Raw genomic sequence first — 17,578 nt, forward strand, 5'->3', positions numbered from 1 at the left:
GATCTGAGCTTCAGCGTTGCTGGCAACAGCAACATTCAAGTGGCGATCGTCAACGGTATTGCTACGTTCACTCCAACCGCGGACTGGAACGGCTCAGAAGCGCTGACCTTTACGGCCACCGATCCAAGCGGCGAAAGCGTTAGCCAAACGGTGAACTTCACGGTAGCCCCTGTGGCGGACATCGTGGCAGACAAAGCGACGGTTGTGGAAGATACGCCAACCATCATCAAGGTCTTAGATAACGACACGTTCGAAGGCGACGACAAAGTGGTGTCGCTGGATAGCAATAACGGTCCAGCTAACGGCACGGTCTCGGTCAACCCGGATGGCAGCGTCACTTACACGCCAAACGACAACTACCACGGGGCAGACAGCTTCACCTACATCGTCACGTCCGGTGGGGTATCAGAGTCCACCACGGTGAACGTCGATGTGACGCCAGTCAATGACAAGCCTGACAGTGAGGACTTTACGCATGTGACTGACAAGCCTGTGACGCAAGTTGTATTTGATACTGATACGAAACCTTTAGGTGATGGCGACTCTCAGGATCATATAGCGGATATTGAAGATGACTTAAATGGCAACGACTTGCATGTGCAGATTACTGAACTACCGACCTCAGGAACATTGTTGTTCAGAGATAACAACGGTGAACTGCATGAAATAAAAGAAGTCAGTGACACTCTTTATGAAAAAGATAGCCTTTACTATGAAGCTGATAATGTGGGTTTCTTATTAGGTATCAAGGATCGCCCAGATACACCAAATAGTTCCGAGTCTACAACAGATTTCAATAATTGGGGGCTAAGTGAGGACGGAGGTCCATCACACTCCCGTACTGAGCATTTAGTTAATGGTTCCTCCATCACTATATCTTCTGATAGTGGTGAACTTGCTCAATACAACCGCCAAGTGTCACATATCGGAAACGGTATTGCTGACAATGATGGGCAGGGTATTGAGAAAGGCGAGACAATTACGATCGATTTGTCTAATAACCCTGTGGGCAGCGTAAACCTTGGCTTAGATGGATTAGGTGGATTGTTTGATTACGGTGATGACAACGCTGCGCTTATTACGGTTACGTATTTAGATTCAAACAATATCGAACAGACTCAAACGTTCGAGTTCTTGAAGCCTGAAGGCAACTTCATGCTATTCCAAGAAACAAGCGTTGGTTTTGGGCAAGAACTAGCTCTTCCTGAAGGTTCGGTCATTACTCAGTTAGATTTTTCTACGAAAAATGAAGGGAACTGGGAGTTACGTTATGTAGAAGGTATTCCTGCCGGAGATAGCTTTGGATATGTGGCAGTCGATTCTGAAAGTGGAGTTAGTGATCCGTCTACGGTCAATATCGTTAACGAAATACTAGATGGTAATGTTGCGGAAAATGGACCTGTGGTGGAGAGCATTGCAGGTGTTACTGTTGTTGAGGGTGACAATGTCACGTTTTCTGTTTCACTAAATAACGCGACAGATCAGACCGTTAAGTATCAAGTGGATTTCTCTGCAGAGGGTTCTAGTGTGAGCTCTCAAGACATTGATTTGTCGAACGCAACTTTTACTAATGGCGTGAAGTATTTGGGCGGATACCTTATTGTTCCAGCCGGAGTGAATGGCTTTGAGATTACCATTCCAAGTATTGATGATCAGTTGGTTGAATCAACAGAGAGTCTTGTGATTAAAGTCGGAGATGTGTCTGGCGTTGGCTATATTGATGATAATGATGTTCCGCCAGCAGTTCAAAGCAACGAAATTTCCGGATTAGAAGACGAAGCTATTGTTATAACACTAGAACATTTAGGCATCGTTGATAGTAGTATAAGTGTTGAGTTTGACACTTCTGCTCTAAATGGCTCACTGCAAGTGAAAGGTTCTGATGGTTGGGAAGTGGTTTCTGGAAGTGTGCTCGCTTCTGATATCGAAAATGGTCTTGTTCGTTATGTTCCTGCTGAACATGAATCTGGTGCAAATGTTTTCGATAAAGACGGTGTTGGGAACGGCTTGGATACTTACGAGCAGATTCATTTCACTGTTAGTGATGGCAATTCTTCTGCTTCAGGTACGTTGAGTATCGACATAGAGCCTGTCGCGGACCCAATTAAGATTGACCTTACTTTCGGTCCAGTAACGTCTGTACCTGTGACACTAGGCGGAAGCTGGTCTACAGACGAAGAACTTAAAGATCTGCTTGAGGCAAGTAATTTACCAGGGCTTGACTTTGAACATGTGGTGACACAAACGTTTAATAACGGACATGTTGGTAATGACTTAATGCTAAGCGGTGACACTGAATCGCCACTGAGCTTTGTCGGAGATCAACAAGCAGGTGCGAACGTTGATGCTCAAGGCAGTGATATCTTTGTGACTGGAGGAGGTAATGATTCTATCTATGGCGGTATTGGTTCATTAGATGATCAAGCGGAGACGGACACAGTTGTTTACTCTGGCAAGTTGTCTGATTACAACTTCAACTATTACCCTGCATCTGACCACTCAGAGGTCCCGTATTGGATTGTCGAAGATAGCCGATTTATTGATACAAAAGATGTTGTTTCGAGCACTCATAAAGAGTCGGGTGACCACCTTTATGAAATTGAACAACTTATCTTCCAAGATGCCATTATCAAGCTAAATAACAACACAGGAGAGTATGTTGTACTTACAGAGCAGCAAGTCTCTTTTGAGCTGAACCTTGATCTTATCGATGTGGATGGCAGTGAGTCATTCATTAACGATAGCGTCACCTTAACGGGAATTCCTTCAGGGCTAACATTAGAGGTGAATGGCAAAACGGTTACTGAAAACAGCGATGGTTCTTACACGGTTGACCTTTCAAGTGAACCAAATCAAACCAGTCATCAACTAAGCGGTACGATTACTGTACCAGCCGATTACAATGGTTCGTTAGATTTTGATGTAACAGCGACGGCAGGAAGTGTTGAAGTTAATAACAATACTCAAATGGGAACGGACACGGCTTCTGTTTCAGTTCGAGATTATGATCTTGTTTCCGGTACGCATGGTGATAACAAGATAGCTGGATCTGATAGCAATGATGTGATTGTTGGCGATGTTCAAGGATTACAGATTGTCGAGGGGCAGGACTACAACATTGCTTTTATGCTCGATACATCAGGCAGCATGGGTTACGACGTTGGTCTAGCGCTAGGTGAGCTAAAAACAGTGCTGAATACTCTTACCGAAAGTGCTAGTGGCCCTCATTCGGGCAAAGTGAACGTTTTATTGACCACATTTGCTACTGGTAGCTCTCAGGTACTTGAATTAGATTTGAGTGCTGACAACGCAACATCGCAAATAGAGTCTACATTGGATGCAATTTTACAAATCGGTGATGGTAATACAAATTATGAAGCCGGGTTCCAATCTGCACTAGACTGGTTTGCTAATGCCGATAGTGGCGCAACAAACCTAAGTTATTTCATATCTGATGGTCAACCAAACCAAGCTACGGATAACAATACGAGTTGGTTTAGTGGTTGGGAGGGTGTCGTACTTGGCGTGTCAGAACAAAAGTTAGTGACGCTAGCGGATGTTTTGCCAAGTGATTACAGGTTTGGTGATACAGTCACATACAACAATAAAACAATCATAGATTTTCGCGGGGCGGTGTATTCGCTCTCTACTGGTGAACAGGTGGGGAGAATGCTTAACTCATATGTCTATGATGATTATGGAAATAATGTTCTATCTCAAGCGAATAACGCATATCAAGCATTGGCTGAATTTAGTGAGGTTCGTTCGATAGGTCTTGGTCGCTACTTAGATGAAGATTCGTTAGAAAACTTCGACTCTGATGGTGTAGTAAGAGCTAACATAAATGTAAACCAACTAGCAGAAGTGATCCTTGGTAAGGAAGTTTCATTGATGCAAGGCAAAGATGAGATTAACAGCCTTGATGGAAATGACATTATTTTTGGTGATGCCATGCGTTTCGACGTCGATGGTGAGCAAGGAGTTTCCGCGCTGCAAAACTACGTAGCTTCTCAACTAGGTAAGGATGTTTCGTTGGTTACCAAAGAAGAAGTTCATCACTACATTACTGAAAACCAAGCAGAATTTGAACAGTCTCGTTATTACGACCAAGCAGACACCATCTCTGGTGGTTCAGGTGATGATATTTTGTTTGGACAAGGCGGTGACGACAAGCTGTTCGGTGGTGCAGACAATGATATTTTAATCGGTGGTTTCGGCAATGATATTTTGACAGGGGGGGACGGTGAAGACATCTTTAAATGGATTGATGTGTCCAATGAACGCGACACTGTCACTGACTTCAATAAAGATGAAGACACTCTAGACTTCTCTGATCTCTTTGATGACTTATCTAAAGATGAAATTGGAGAGCTTCTTAATGATCTTCAATCAGGTGATCATACCGGTGATGTCGGAGAGTATCACGTAGAAGTAGCACCAGATGGCAGCTCTGAGACAAACCTGAGTATTACAAAAGGTAGCTCGACATTAGACATACATTTTGACGGTGCAAGTGTTGATGATGTGACTCAAAGCTTGATTGCAAGTTTAGAGGCGCAATACAAAGATATGTAGTGGCGTTACCATTTAGGTAAAATTGAAAATCAAAAAAGGTCTAGCAATTTGCTAGACCTTTTATTTTTACGTTCTGTTTATGGTTGTGTTAGCTTTTTGGAAGTGTAGTGAAAACGGTCCATTCTTTCTTAACTTCACCCTTGTGACCAATCACTGTTGCGGTTACTCGACGGTTTAGCGCGTGACTCACTTGGTCGGTTCCTTGTGTTGCAAGCACTGTGTCTCCATAGCCCACAATGGTAACTCTATCCCCATTAATACCATTCGTCATGAGTTCTTTTCTAACGTTCTCAGCCCGGCGCTTGGATAAGTCGAGATTGTGTTCTGCAGTACCAGTGCGACTAGCATAGCCCTGAATCTCGATAGACGTATTTGGGTACTCTTTCAAGAAATCGGACAACTCACGAATTTGTTGCGTAAAGATAGGGTTTATAACATCGGAATCGTTCGCAAATAGGACTCGAATTTGCATTTCTTGTGAGGAGTCGACATACGAACCGCAGCCATCGTTATCTATCTCGGCTCCTAAAGGAGTACCCGGACACAAATCGCGCTCGTTAATAACACCGTCTGAGTCATCATCTATATGATCAGCCCACTGATCGGCAATTGGCGTATCGATGTAATCATACTCATCGCCTTTATCGGATGAACTGCATGCCGAAATCATCAATGAGAGTGCAATAAGAGTTATGTGTTTCATAATTAATACTCCACTTCTTCTAGCCATTCTTTAGGCATTTCGACCCTTAATGCACTCAACAGTTGACCTGTTGCGTTCATCACTCGATATTTGGCGTACTGCTCTGCGTATTTAGAATCTAAGTAGTCTTTACGCGCCTCAAAGAGCTCGTTTTCAGTGTTCAATAGATCAAGGAGTGTCCGTTTACCGATGCGATATTGCTTCTCGTAAGCAATTACGGTCTCAGACGCAGAGTCTACATGATCTGATAGAAACTCTTTTTGTTGTAATGTTAAATCAAGCGCACTCCAAGAAAGTCTTAACCCTTCTTCAACATTGCGATAGGCACCTTCACGCAAGTCTTTTGCTTTATTTAGCTGGTAGGCGAAGTTTTCTGAGTTCGCTGCATCACTGCCGCCATTGAATAGGTTGTAGCGTAGGCGCAGCATGGCAAGTGTCTCATCACTACGACCTTTTAAACCATCAGCGTCGTCACGCCATGTTTGCGAAGCTTCAATGGAAATGGTTGGGTAGTTAACACCTTTAGACTGTTTGTATTGAAACTTAGCCGAGTCTACGTCTGCGAGTGCGACTTGAATAACGGGGTGCAGTTCAAATGCCAAGCCTACCGCTTCATCAATTGTGTACGGAATAAAGTTTTGGTCCGCTCTCGGAAAGATTAGCCCTTGCGGTGTTTGACCGACTAAACGAGTGAACATCGTGTGAGAGTCATACAGGTTATTTTGAGCAGCGGCTAAGTTGCCGTGTGCTTTTGCCAAACGTGCTTCTACTTGCGTTAAGTCAGCGGTAGAGCCGATACCCGAGTTGACTCGTTTTTTAATGTCATTGTAGATATCTTTGTGAACAGCCAGGTTGTTTTCAGACAGCTTGAGTATTTCGTAAGCTTTTACAGCGTCTAGATACACTTTGGTGACTTCAAGTGCTTTATCCGATGCGTCGGCCAAAAGTTGAAATCTTACTGATTCAGCATCCGCTGCAGTTCGGTCGATATCATTAAGAGTCGCACTGCCGTCCCAGATAAGTTGGGTTAGTGTCACCGATGCTTCTTTTCGAGTGTAATCTGTATCTCCACGTCCCACCTCGTCAGAAGGGTCTAATCCTTCATACCCAATACCCGCATCTAGATCAATAGAGGGCAAGTAAGCACCCGAAGATGCGTCATTTACGTATTTTCGGCTCGTAAATTCATTAAATGCACTCTTAATGTCAGGGTTGTTTTTTAACGTCAATGCCACGGCTTGCTCTAAAGTTTGACCGAAAACGGGTATAGACACCATTAAACTACAGCAGCAAGCAATATTTAGTCGGTTCCATTTCACGGTATTTCTCCTAAAAATTCGTGTTGCTTTTTGCTATTTCATCTCATTACTGAGACGAAACATCATAAATAACAGTGCTTGAGTAAGGGATTTATCAACCTACTGTTAAAACAAAGCTTTTGTTTCAAAAATCCAAGATTTCGCCTTTTAAAACCTTAGCACATATGTCGAATGTTGCTTAGCAACATAGCAAGTTTAGCTCGGAGAAAAGCTTGAATTCTTAATATCATAGCGTTTCACGGCCTGTGTCACTCTGCGCTTTTTTGTAACTCTGCCCATAGAGTTATCAAACGTCCTACAAGCTACACATACAACGAAAATATGATGATTTTGACTAAACTATAGACGTAAATGTAGGGGTGACAAACTTTTGACTTGGTTTGAAGTGGGGCGAGGTAGATATGGAACGTGTAACTTTTAGCTCATTGGCGGGCAACATTGTCGTTATCGGGTTGGACGGGGAGATTAGGACTTTAGGTCAGGGTCAACTACCTCAACCAGGAGAGTTAATAATCGATGAAGTATCAGATACTTCTGAACTTGTTATCGAGCAGGTGACACCACAAGGAAGTTCAATAAATGTAACTGATGATATCACTGCGTTAATTGAAGCAATTGCGAGTGGGGAAGACCCGACAGAGCTGGGTGAAGAGTTTGAACCTGCTGCAGGTGAAGGAAACGGGTCTAGCCCACAGAATACGGGAGCTATAGATCGCACAGGTGCTGAATTACTCGCTAGTACCAGTTTTGAGACAGTGGGAACTGACGGAACAGGATTTTCAAGTACTCAAGTAGAGACGCTACTCGATATTCTCCAAATACAACCACCAGAACCAACAGCAACCCCCATTCCTGCAACGATAATTGTTCAGGAAATATCCAGTCCGACTATCAACGAAGGTGATCAGGTTGTATTCGATATTACTTTAAACCAAGCAACAGAGGACAATACTGATGTCACTTTGTCGCTACTTGATGGCACCGCAACTGGCGGTTCAACTGACGAGAGCGGAAGTGACTACGTTAATGAGCGTGTTCTCATAACATTTTCTGATGGTACAACGGAAGAAATCTTGGTTGATGATAACGGTACTTTTACAGTCTCGGTCCCATTAGGTGAAAGCGGGTTTACGGTTTCTCTCGACTCTATAGATGACTCTATATTCGAAGGCCCAGAAACGTTTACGCTTTCTGGCACAACAGAAGAACAAAATACACCTGCAACCGGGGTGGCAACCATTGTTGATGATGGTAGTGGGCCAGGTTTAAGTCCTGATGATGATCGCCCAACGGTAACGATGAGCGATGCAGGGATAGTTAATGAGGGTGAAACGGCTAGCTTTAAAGTGTCGTTATCTAATCCATCAGCTATAGATGTTGAGGTTGAACTGACTCTCAACTTAGGTGACACCGAAGCCGGTGACTTAGGTCTCTTAGAATACAACACGGGAAGTGGCTGGGTTGCAGTGCCAAATGATGGTGTGGTGACGGTGCCTGCCGGGCAAACCGAATTTGATGTGCGTATCGCTTCCATTGATGACACCGTTTATGAAGGCCCTGAAGATTTCAGTGTGACAGTAACTGGCATTGGGGCAGTGCAAGGCAGCGATACGGGTACGGCGACGATAGTGGATGACGGCAGTGGCCCAGGCCCTGATCCGGATGATGACCACCCAAGCGTGACTATTACCGATGCTGGCACCATTAATGAGGGTGAGACTGCGAACTTCAAAGTCACCTTATCGAACGCGTCTGAAGCGGAAACGCAAGTGGAGTTGGGTCTTAATCTCGCCGATACCGAAGCCGGTGACTTAGGTACCTTAGAATACAACACGGGAAGTGGTTGGGTTGCAGTACCAAATGATGGCGTGGTGACCGTGCCAGCCGGGCAAACCGAGTTTGATGTGCGCATTGCTTCTATTGATGATGCCGTTTATGAAGGCCCTGAAGATTTCAGTGTGACGGTGACTGGCATTGGGGCGGTACAAGGCAGCGATACAGGGACGGCGACGATAGTGGATGATGGCAGTGGTCCGAGTCCAGATCCGGACGATGACCGCCCAAGTGTGACTATTACGGATGCTGGCACCATTAATGAGGGTGAGACTGCGAACTTCAAAGTCACCTTATCGAACGCGTCTGAAGCGGAAACGCAGGTGGAACTGGGTCTTAATCTTGGCGATACCGAAGCCGGTGACTTAGGTACCTTAGAATACAACACCGGAAGCGGTTGGGTTGCAGTACCAAATGATGGCGTGGTGACCGTGCCAGCCGAGCAAACCGAATTTGATGTGCGTATCGCTTCCATTGATGACGCCGTTTATGAAGGCCCTGAAGATTTCAGTGTGACAGTAACCGGCATCGGGGCGGTGCAAGGCAGTGATACGGGCACAGCAACGATTGTGGATGATGGCAGTGGCCCAGGTCCTGATCCGGACGATGACCGTCCAAGCGTGACTATTTCAGACGCTGGCACCATCAATGAGGGGAATACGGCGAACTTCAAAGTGACGCTATCGAATGCCTCCGAGTCCACTGTTCAAGTCGAGCTAGGCCTCAACTCGGGTGACACTGAAGCCGGTGACTTAGGTACCTTAGAATACAACACGGGAAGCGGTTGGGTTGCAGTGCCAAACGATGGCGTGGTGACGGTGCCAGCCGGGCAAACCGAATTTGATGTGCGCATCGCTTCCATTGATGACGCCGTTTATGAAGGCCCAGAAGATTTCAGCGTGACGGTGACTGGCATTGGCGCAGTGCAAGGCAGCGATACCGGTACGGCAACGATTGTGGATGACGGCACGGGTCCAGGCCCTGATCCGGATGATGACCGCCCGAATGTGACTATTACCGATGCTGGCACCATTAATGAGGGTGATACGGCGAACTTCACAGTCACCTTATCGAACGCGTCTGAAGCGGAAACGCAAGTGGAGCTGGGGCTTAATCTCGGCGATACCGAAGCCGGTGACTTAGATACCTTAGAATACAACACCGGAAGTGGTTGGGTTGCAGTGCCAAACGATGGCGTGGTGACGGTGCCAGCGGGGCAAACCGAGTTTGATGTACGCATTGCTTCCATTGATGACGCCGTTTATGAAGGCCCTGAAGATTTCAGCGTGACTGTGACTGGCATTGGCGCAGTACAAGGCAGCGATACGGGGACGGCGACGATAGTGGATGACGGTAGTGGTCCAGGTCCCGATCCGGATGATGACCGCCCGAATGTGACCATCACTGACGCTGGCACGATTAATGAGGGTGATACGGCGAACTTCAAAGTGACGCTGTCGAATGCCTCCGAGTCCACTGTTCAAGTCGAGCTAGGCCTCAACTTGGGTGACACTGAAGCCGGTGACTTAGGTACCTTAGAATACAACGCGGGAAGTGGTTGGGTTGCAGTGCCAAATGATGGTGTGGTGACGGTGCCAGCCGGGCAAACCGAGTTTGATGTGCGTATCGCTTCCATTGATGATGCCGTTTATGAAGGCCCTGAAGATTTCAGTGTGACAGTAACCGGCATCGGGGCGGTGCAAGGCAGTGATACGGGTACAGCAACGATAGTGGATGATGGCAGTGGCCCGGGCCCTGATCCGGATGATGACCGTCCAAGTGTGACTATTACCGATGCTGGCATTATTAATGAGGGTGAGACTGCGAACTTCAAAGTCACCTTATCGAATGCCTCCGAATCTGCAGTTCAAGTGGAACTTGGCCTCAACTTAGGTGACACCGAAGCCGGTGACTTAGGTACCTTAGAATACAACACGGGAAGTGGTTGGGTTGCAGTGCCAAATGATGGCGTGGTGACGGTGCCAGCCGGGCAAACCGAATTTGATGTGCGTATCGCTTCCATTGATGACACCGTTTATGAAGGCCCTGAAGATTTCAGTGTGACGGTGACTGGCATTGGGGCGGTACAAGGCAGCGATACGGGTACAGCAACGATAGTGGATGACGGTAGTGGCCCTGGACCCGATCCGGATGATGACCGTCCGGTTGTTGCGGCAATTAGTGATACAACCGTAAACGAAGGTGAGTCTGCGACGTTGGTTGTCACTTTGAGTAACCTAAGCACTACGGATACTCTCGTTAATCTGACACTTAATGATGGCACAGCAGAGGGAGGGGTAGATTACACCAAATCGTCTGTTACTGTTACCTATGCAGATAGTTCATCAGACGTTATCCCTGTGAACCCTGATGGTACATTTAATGTGTCCGTACCAGCTGGTGATATGACCTTTGACGTTGTGATAAGTACCACCGACGATGAGCTGTTCGAAAGCGATGAAAATTTCACATTAATTGGACAGACCGAGATACAAACAACTCCGGTTATAGGCACGGTAACGATTCTTGATAACGATACAGTCAGCGTTGCCTCTATTTCTAGTGAAGTGGTTAATGAAGGTGAACCTATCATTTTTGATGTTACTTTAAGTAACCCTAGTGATAGTGAAAGTTTGGTCAATATGGTGCTCGCTGATGGTAGCGCAGAGGGGGGCATAGACTACATCAATACATCGGTTACAGTTACCTATGCGGATAACTCAACAGATGTCATTACTGTCAACGCAAACGGAACATTTGATGTTTCAGTTCCCGCGAACGACGTCTCATTCAGCGTCACAGTCAATACTATTGATGATGACCTATTCGAAGGCGCAGAGACTTTAACACTCTCGGGTAAAACTGCCACTCAAATTACATCTGCAATGGGCACAGGGACTCTTCTTGATGATGGTTCGGGGCCAGGACCTGATCCAGATGACGATCGTCCAACAGTGGCAGCGATTACCTCTACAACGGTAAACGAAGGTGATATTGCAACACTAGATGTAACGTTGAGTAATGAAAGCACCACCAACACCACTGTCAATATGATGCTGACTGACGGATCAGCAGAAGGCGGTGTGGATTACACCGATACTTCAGTAACAATTACTTATGAGAGTGGCGGCATAGAAGTCGTTACGGTAAATCCAGATGGCAGCTTTATTGTCGATGTGCCCGCAAATGATACGACTTATAGTGTTTCTGTAAGTACAACAGATGATGACTTATTCGAAGGACCTGAAACCTTTACGTTATCAGGTAACACTGATAACCAAGTTGGCTCTGTGATTGGTACCGGTACTATTGTTGATGATGGTAGTGGCCCAGGACCAGATCCTGATGATGACCGCCCGACTGTAGCAGCGATTACGGATGCCATAGTTAGTGAAGGTGAGCTGGCAACGCTTGAAGTCACTTTAAGCAATGCAAGTACCACAAACACCGTTGTTAATATGACATTAGCAAATGGGACAGCTGAAGGAGGTTCGGATTATACAAATACGACAGTAACCGTTACCTACGCTGATAGTAGTACCGACGTTATTTCAGTGAACCCAGATGGTACGTTTGATGTCATTGTACCAGCGTTAGACACAACATTTAGCGTTACTATGGTGACGTTAAACGATGATATTTATGAGGGTGATGAGAACTTTACATTATCCGGTGCCACTACTGTGCAAACAACTGCTGCGGTCGGTACCGTAACGATTAACGATGATGCAGACATACCAACTGTCACTGAAATTACGGATATTCAAGTGGTGGAAGGTAACGATGCGAAATTTAACGTTACACTGAGTAATGCAAGTGCGGTTGCGATTATGGTTAGTATGTCTCTCTTAGACGGAACCGCTGTCGCTGGAGATGATTTTAACGCTACGAGTGTGACCATTACTTATGCTGATAACACGACGGAAGTTATTGCGGTAAACCCTGATGGAACGTTTGATGTCTCGGTACCTGCGAGTGATACTAACTTTAGTGTTACGGTAAACACTGTTGAAGACCAGATTTATGAATCTTCAGAAAACTTTGTTTTAACTGGTTCGATTCAAGGGCAATCACCTGCAGCGTCAGGCCTTGGTACGATTATTGATGATGACAATACACCTCCGACAGTAGAAGACTTTGGCATTTCGGTTGACCTTAGTGTGGGAGGAGACGCTTTAATTGACTTTGCACCACATGCGCAAGACTTTGAAGATGACTTTGATCTTCAAGATGATAAAGAAACGAGCATCTGTGTCACGACGCTTCCAGACTATGGCTATCTCTATTACTTGGATGATCAGAACAATGAAGTCATATTGGACATTGGTGATGTGATTCCAGAAACTACGGAAGTCAGATATGCACTAACGGAAGATTTCTTTGATGAGCAAAGCTTTGATTCCCAAGATTTACTCGATGAATTTTCTAAAGACTTCATTGCCGATTCAGTCGATGTTAACGGTTTAAGTTTCTTTGGAGGAACCATTGATGGTAATGGTGACTTTATCAATAATGCTCAAATCAAGGTTGACTTTGCCGCTCAGCAGGTAGGTTTAGTTGTAGTGTCACCGGGCGAAACTGGCCAAGGGGATGAAATTAGTACGAGTGAGTTCATTGCCATTGAATTAGATGAAGGGCTTGAAGCTAAAGAAGCAAGGTTAAACCTAGCAAGCTTGAATGATAGGTTTAACAGTGGCGGCGCTTGGATTCAAGCATACTTTTATATGGGCGATACTCTTGTTGATATACAAACCATACACACCAGTGACATCGTATTTACTGGTAATCAAGAAGGTTACGCTGACGTATCGCTAAGTAATGGCAGTTTTGATGAGATTCGCTTGTTCCCTGAAACAGACAGTTCAAGTGATAAAGCCAGCTTTACTCTAGTTGGTACTCAGATTACAAGTTTTAATAATGTAAACGACTCGTTTGATTACAAAGCGATTGACTCAGATGGTTTAGAAAGCGATACCACTGCAACCGTTGATATTGATTTTAACAATGTCTCTTTTGAAACAGTGACCGCTTTCGGTACACAGACTGCTTCGTTACAGCAAGAGCCTAATATCATCATGGGAACAGACCAAGATGATGTTCTTGTAGGCACCGATGGTAATGATATTCTAATTGGTGGTCTAGGTAATGATATTTTGACTGGTGGCGGAGGTGATGACATCTTCAAGTGGACAGAGATGCAATCCGCAACTGACACCGTGACGGATTTCAGTGACGGGGATCAGCTCGATTTTACCGATGTATTTGATGATATGAGTGGTACTGATATTTCCACATTACTTGATGATCTCGGCTCTGGCGATTATCACGGAAGCGTGGATGATATCACGGTGGCGGTGACTGAAAGTGGAGGTAACTCAACTCTGACCATAAATAAAGATGGACAACAGTTGGAGGTTAATTTTGACGGAGCTTCTGCTTCTGATATTGCCAATAGTTTGATTTCTAATCTTGAACAATTACGAGAGTAAATGATTCAAAATGAAAAACGGAGCGAAAGCTCCGTTTTTCATTTAGTAATGCAGTAAGTTCAGGCAATAATTAAAGCACTTTACATGCAAAACCTTTTAAGTAGAAACCTTCTGGATATGCGGTATCGGTTGGGTGGTCAGCGGCTTGTTCAAAACGCTCCACAAACTTTACTTGGCGGTTAGCGTCTACGGCTGCATCAGCGATGATTTTCTGGAACAGAACTTGATCCATCAAGCCAGAGCAAGAGTAGGTCAGTAGCGTGCCGCCCGGTTTTAGAATTTGCATTGCTAGCATGTTGATGTCTTTGTAACCACGACATGCGCCGTTTAGTTGTGCTTTGCTCTCTGCGAACTTCGGTGGGTCCATGATCACAACATCGAACTGAGTTCCTTGATCACGATACTCACGAAGCAGCTTAAACACGTCTGCATTTAGGAACACGGCACGCTTCTTTGAAATATCAAACTCGTTTAGTTCTGCGTTGAATTTTGCGGTATCTAAAGCAGGTTGTGACACGTCAGCGTTAATCACACGCTTTGCATCACCTTTTAGAGCGTAAAGTCCGAAGCCACCTGTGTAAGAGAAGCAGTTAAGAACTTCTTTGCCTTTCATATATTTCATCGCTTGCTGGCGACTATCACGTTGATCTAGGTAGAAACCTGTTTTGTGTCCGCCAACGATATCTACACTAATCTTTACGCCATTTTCTTCGATGACGACCGATTTAGGTGGCTCTTCGCCGTGCAAAACGCCCGTGATCTCTTTTAAACCTTCTTTTTTACGAACGGCCACGTCAGAGCGCTCGTACACATTACAATCAGGGAAGCACTCAACCAGAGCGTCAACAATAGCCTGCTTATTGTGTTCTGCGCCAGCACTGAGAAGTTGGCACACAAAGAAATTTTGGTAACGGTCGATCGTAACGCCAGGTAAGCCGTCAGACTCTGCTGCGATAAGGCGATAACCAGTAAGGCCATCACGTTCGATAATGTCTTCACGAAGAAGTTGTGCGTCTTTAAGTCGTTTAACGAAAAACGCGGTGTCGATTTCTTCTTTCTCAAAACTCCAAATACGAGCACGAATTTGTGAAGCTGGCGAATATGCCGCCTTAGCTAGCCATTTACCGTCGTGAGTGAATACATCAACCGTTTCGCCAAGAGCAGGTTCGCCCTCAACTTTGTTGATGCCTCGAGAGAAGATCCAAGGGTGCTTGCGCTTGACCGATTTCTCACGACCTTTAACCAAATAGATAGCAGCTGTCATTTCATTAGCTCTTGTTGAATTTTGAAAGGGGCGTATTGTCCGGGATGTGAATGGTAAAAGCAATATCCCTCGGCAATCCAGTACATTGTAGTGACTTTTAAATACAAAAAAGGTCACTAAAGTGACCCTTTTATTTGAATTTGCTGTAACAGATTCCGTTGCTATGCTTTAAGTCCAGTAAGTAGTGCTTCCATTGTGTCGCTTTGCTTACGCAGTTGATCAACGTTTTGTGAAGTCGTGCTTATCATATTGCACACGTTATCTGCTTGAACTCGAATTTCTTCAACGCTTGAGGCGATATTGTCCGCGACTACACCTTGCTCTTCAGCTGCTGTTGCAATTTGAATGCTACTGTCGGAGATAGTTTGATTTTTATCTGCCAAAGAGCCGATTTCGTGATTCACTTCCGTCATGAGGTTTTGTCCCTCATTTGCATTATTAACTGTAACTTCCATCAGCTTAGTAAGTGATTGGCTGTTACGCTGTAACGACTCAATCATCGTTTGGATTTCAACTGTCGCTTGCTGAGTGCGTCCCGCAAGAGCGCGAACCTCATCCGCAACGACCGCAAATCCACGACCTTGTTCTCCAGCACGTGCAGCTTCAATAGCCGCGTTCAGAGCAAGTAGGTTGGTTTGCTCGGAGATCCCATTGATTGTTGTCACTACTTCATCAATTTGTGCTGCATTGGCATCTAACTCGGCAACGGCTTGAGACGCAGATTGAATCTCATTAGAGAGGTTCGAAATCGAGTGAAGCGTATTCTCAACTTTCACTTGTCCAGACTGAGCCACGTTTCGCGCATCATCGGTTTGCGTGCTTGAATCGTGAGCTAGTGTCGCGACTTCTCGAATCGTTGATGCCATTTGTTCCGTTGCACTAGCAAGAGAGTTGAGGTGTTCCTGCTGAGTCGCTGAAATATCTGAACTGTGATGAATCGATTGATTCAGGTCTGAGCTAATTTGTTGCATTAAAGCCACAGACTCTTGAATCGACAGCACCATTTGTTGCTCTCGTTCTGCAACTTTGTCTATCGTAATAGCAATTTCACTAAACTCGTCGCGAACAGGGAAGAAGTTCATTCTCGCAGTTAGGTCGCCACCAGCAAGAGTGTTTAATGCTTTGTTCATCGTGAACATCGCGCCGCCAATAAACGTCATGATGTAGTAAACGCCAAGAGCGAGAATAAACAAGCTCACACAGATGATGCTCACTTGAGTCGTTGATAGGGCAGTCCATAAAGAAAGTTCATGGTTTGCAACCAAGCTGTACGCACCATTTAAAACTGACACGGATTGCGGCCCTGAGCCAATAGAAACGGTTTCTGAACCCGCTATGAGGCTTGCTACTTGAGATTGAGAAAGGTTGCCTGCCTCTATCAGACCTTTCATAAGCATGAGCTCTTCTTGGTACATACTTGAGATCAGTGTATTAGCCGCGCTATTAAGGACGAGAGTGAGAATGACTAAAGCAAGAAGAGGGAGAACGAAGAGCAAATAGAACTTTTCTTGAATCTTTAAGTGAATGAGATACTTATCAATCCAGCGGAATGGAATTTCTTTCATAATTATAATAACCGTGCAAAAACCCACTATCCTTAGTGGGGTGAATAGACGAAAAGAATATATCACTCAGTAAAAAGAAGCGGTACAAAGATGAACGTAAAGTGTGAGAGATTTATAGTAAAAGGTCATGTTCAAGGCGTGGGCTTTCGTTACCATACTTCCCATCAAGGATTGAAGCTAGGGTTAACAGGTTATGCGAAGAACCTAAACAATGGTGATGTTGAAGTGATGGCGTGTGGAACAGACGCGCAAATAGTTGCGTTTTCGGAATGGTTACAAGAAGGACCGCGAACGGCAACAGTAGAGCATGTGATGCAGGAACCTGCGTCGTATAAGCCGTTACGCGGTTTTAAAATTTTATGAATCTACAAGCATTTAGCTGGCTTTGGTAGGCCGGCTAATTTGGTTGCTTGTTTGGCTGGCCCCTTTTTAAACAGCTTGAATAGATACTTACTGTTACCTTTTTCTGGGCCGTGCGCTTTTTCCATCGCTTTCACAAGCATACGCACTGCAGGGGAGGTATTAAACTCTTCATAAAAGTCTCGCACAAAATGCACAACTTCCAAATGAGCATCCGTAAGCTCGATGTCTTCTTCTTTTGCTAAAAGCTCAATCATACCTTCTTCCCATTGAGTATGATCCAATAAGTAGCCTTGAGCATCCGTTTCAATTTCTTTGCCGTTGTAAACGAACATAACGTTTTATCCGTTAAGTAAACATGGATGTTTATAGATTAGCGACAGCCGAGAATGTTCTCAACAAAAGAATCTCGAAGTAGTGCCGAGCGAAGCAAAAGCGTACAAAGTAGTGGCCTATAACTGAATACTCTT

The 17,578-nt window shown here is 45.1% G+C and carries 8 protein-coding genes; 3 read left to right on the plus strand and 5 right to left on the minus strand.

The window, feature by feature from the left end; translation table 11 throughout:
- Positions 1-4,575: Ig-like domain-containing protein (locus R7O03_RS05575; RefSeq protein WP_318131567.1), on the plus strand; the 4,575-nt coding region annotated here is incomplete at its 5' end.
- Positions 4,576-4,663: 88 nt separating this feature from the next.
- On the opposite strand, the gene R7O03_RS05580 is transcribed toward R7O03_RS05575, so the two are convergent.
- Both R7O03_RS05580 and R7O03_RS05585 read right to left on the minus strand, forming a co-directional pair.
- Positions 4,664-5,278 (minus strand): OmpA family protein, encoded by a 615-nt coding sequence (locus tag R7O03_RS05580; protein ID WP_318131568.1) that lies wholly within the window; start codon positions 5,276-5,278, stop codon positions 4,664-4,666.
- 2 nt (positions 5,279-5,280) lie between these two features.
- Positions 5,281-6,597 carry a TolC family outer membrane protein gene (locus R7O03_RS05585; RefSeq protein WP_318131569.1) on the minus strand — a complete coding sequence of 439 codons (1,317 nt, stop codon included), beginning with the start codon at positions 6,595-6,597 and terminating at the stop codon, positions 5,281-5,283.
- 401 nt (positions 6,598-6,998) lie between these two features.
- Here R7O03_RS05585 and R7O03_RS05590 point away from each other — a divergent pair, with 401 nt between their 5' ends.
- Positions 6,999-13,919, plus strand: coding sequence for a Calx-beta domain-containing protein (locus R7O03_RS05590; RefSeq protein ID WP_318131570.1), 6,921 nt, complete (start codon positions 6,999-7,001; stop codon positions 13,917-13,919).
- Between the two features lie 70 nt (positions 13,920-13,989).
- Here R7O03_RS05590 and R7O03_RS05595 read toward each other — a convergent pair whose 3' ends face one another.
- Positions 13,990-15,183 (minus strand): class I SAM-dependent methyltransferase, encoded by a 1,194-nt coding sequence (locus R7O03_RS05595; protein ID WP_171344715.1) that lies wholly within the window; start codon positions 15,181-15,183, stop codon positions 13,990-13,992.
- A gap of 161 nt (positions 15,184-15,344) precedes the next feature.
- Positions 15,345-16,748 (minus strand): methyl-accepting chemotaxis protein, encoded by a 1,404-nt coding sequence (locus R7O03_RS05600; protein WP_053304484.1) that lies wholly within the window; start codon positions 16,746-16,748, stop codon positions 15,345-15,347.
- 90 nt (positions 16,749-16,838) lie between these two features.
- Between R7O03_RS05600 and yccX the strand changes: the two genes are divergently transcribed.
- Positions 16,839-17,111, plus strand: coding sequence for an acylphosphatase (gene yccX / locus R7O03_RS05605; protein ID WP_017634611.1), 273 nt, complete (start codon positions 16,839-16,841; stop codon positions 17,109-17,111).
- A gap of 2 nt (positions 17,112-17,113) precedes the next feature.
- Here yccX and R7O03_RS05610 read toward each other — a convergent pair whose 3' ends face one another.
- The gene (locus R7O03_RS05610; RefSeq protein ID WP_005377396.1) at positions 17,114-17,443 is read right to left on the minus strand and encodes a TusE/DsrC/DsvC family sulfur relay protein; all 330 of its coding nucleotides are present in this window, start codon (positions 17,441-17,443) and stop codon (positions 17,114-17,116) included.
- Between the last annotated feature and the right edge of the window lie 135 nt (positions 17,444-17,578).

Source organism: Vibrio sp. Vb2960, from assembly GCF_033337665.1.
Classification (GTDB): domain Bacteria; phylum Pseudomonadota; class Gammaproteobacteria; order Enterobacterales; family Vibrionaceae; genus Vibrio; species Vibrio alginolyticus.

Excerpts from the sequence above, each read along its gene's own strand:
- R7O03_RS05590 (WP_318131570.1), top strand. The coding sequence starts at position 6,999 with ATGGAACGTGTAACTTTTAGCTCATTGGCGGGCAACATTGTCGTTATC.
- R7O03_RS05580 (WP_318131568.1), bottom strand. The coding sequence starts at position 5,278 with ATGAAACACATAACTCTTATTGCACTCTCATTGATGATTTCGGCATGC.
- R7O03_RS05610 (WP_005377396.1), bottom strand. The coding sequence starts at position 17,443 with ATGTTCGTTTACAACGGCAAAGAAATTGAAACGGATGCTCAAGGCTAC.
- yccX (WP_017634611.1), top strand. The coding sequence starts at position 16,839 with ATGAACGTAAAGTGTGAGAGATTTATAGTAAAAGGTCATGTTCAAGGC.
- R7O03_RS05600 (WP_053304484.1), bottom strand. The coding sequence starts at position 16,748 with ATGAAAGAAATTCCATTCCGCTGGATTGATAAGTATCTCATTCACTTA.
- R7O03_RS05595 (WP_171344715.1), bottom strand. The coding sequence starts at position 15,183 with ATGACAGCTGCTATCTATTTGGTTAAAGGTCGTGAGAAATCGGTCAAG.